The organism is Micromonospora sp. NPDC049201, from assembly GCF_055586805.1.
Map to the genome: position 1 here is coordinate 1 of NZ_JBVJHM010000046.1, position 1,307 is coordinate 1,307.

A 1,307-nucleotide genomic window follows, 5' to 3' on the forward strand; every position below is an offset into this window, starting at 1 on the left:
GATGATGTGGGAGCGGGTCACCCGGCCGGTCTGACTCACCCTCTGACTGACCGTGGTGTCTTCTAGGGGATTCGTCGGCTTGTCCGGGTGACCCGTTCCTGCACTCACCTGCTGGGCGTTCGTGACCTGATAGGAGCCTGTGCAAGAGGTCCCGTCACTGTCCTGTCCGCCCGTCCCGGCGGGTGCGTGCCGACCCTGTTCGGTGCAAGCGAGAGGGACGACGGTTCCAGCATGGCAGCCAAGAAGCGTCAGGTCACAGGTGGTGTCGACACCCACGGCAAGACTCATCACGCCGCCGTCATCGACGGTGCTGGCCGGGTACTGGGTGACCAGGAGTTTCCCGCGTCGGCGGCGGGCTACCGGCAACTACTGGCCTGGCTACGCCGATTCGGGCAGGTGATCAAGGTTGGGGTGGAGGGCACCGGCACCTACGGTGCGGGACTGGCCCGCCACCTCACCGCTCAGGGCGTCGCTGTGGTCGAGGTCGACCGTCCGGACCGCAGAGCCCGCCGGGCCAAGGGCAAGTCCGACCCTCTCGACGCGCTTGCCGCAGCCCGGGCGGCCCTGTCCGGACAGGCCAGCGGCACGCCGAAGACCCGCACCGGCCCGGTCGAGGCCATCCGCGCCCTGCGGGTGGCCCGCCGCGGCGCGATGAAGGCCCGCACCGCCGCGCTCAACCAGCTCCACGGCTTGGTCGCCTCTGCTCCGGAAGCCCTGCGCCACAACCTCAGCCAGCCGGGACCACCGCTGGTCGACCGGTGCGCCGCGCTACCCATCGACCAGACCCGACTCACTGATCCCGTCGAGGCCACCAAAGCCGCCCTAGCCGCCATCGCCGCCCGGATCCAGGCCCTGACCGCCGAGATCACCCAAGCCGACCGGCGGCTACAACCCGCCGTCGCCCGCACCGCCCCACACCTGCACGCCATCTACGGCATCGGCACCGACGTCGCCGGACAACTACTCACCACCGCCGGCGACAACCCCGACCGACTCCGCTCCGAAGCCGCTCTGGCCCACCTCTGCGGCGCCGCGCCTATCCCCGCCAGCTCAGGACGCACCGATCGCCACCGCCTCAACCGAGGCGGCGACAGAGCCGCCAACTCAGCCCTGCACACCATCGCCCTGGTCCGCATGCGCCACGACCCCCGCACCCGCGCCTACGTCGACAAACGCACCAAACAAGGCCTCAACAAGAAAGAAATCATGCGCTGCCTCAAGCGCTACATCGTCCGCGAGGTCCACACCGCCCTCCTCGCTGACTTCACCACCCTCAACACCCCTTGACTTCTATAGGAGCATCCCCC

The 1,307-nt window shown here is 69.2% G+C and carries 1 protein-coding gene; it reads left to right on the top strand.

Features of this window, described 5'->3' with window-relative positions; all coding sequences use genetic code 11:
- Positions 1–231 precede the first annotated feature (231 nt).
- The gene (locus ACZ6O5_RS31270; protein ID WP_465981933.1) at positions 232–1,287 is read left to right on the top strand and encodes an IS110 family RNA-guided transposase; all 1,056 of its coding nucleotides are present in this window, start codon (positions 232–234) and stop codon (positions 1,285–1,287) included.
- Positions 1,288–1,307: the final 20 nt, after the last annotated feature.

What these genes read in the sequence shown, in the direction of transcription:
- ACZ6O5_RS31270 (WP_465981933.1), top strand. Translation starts at nt 232, where the DNA reads ATGGCAGCCAAGAAGCGTCAGGTCACAGGTGGTGTCGACACCCACGGC.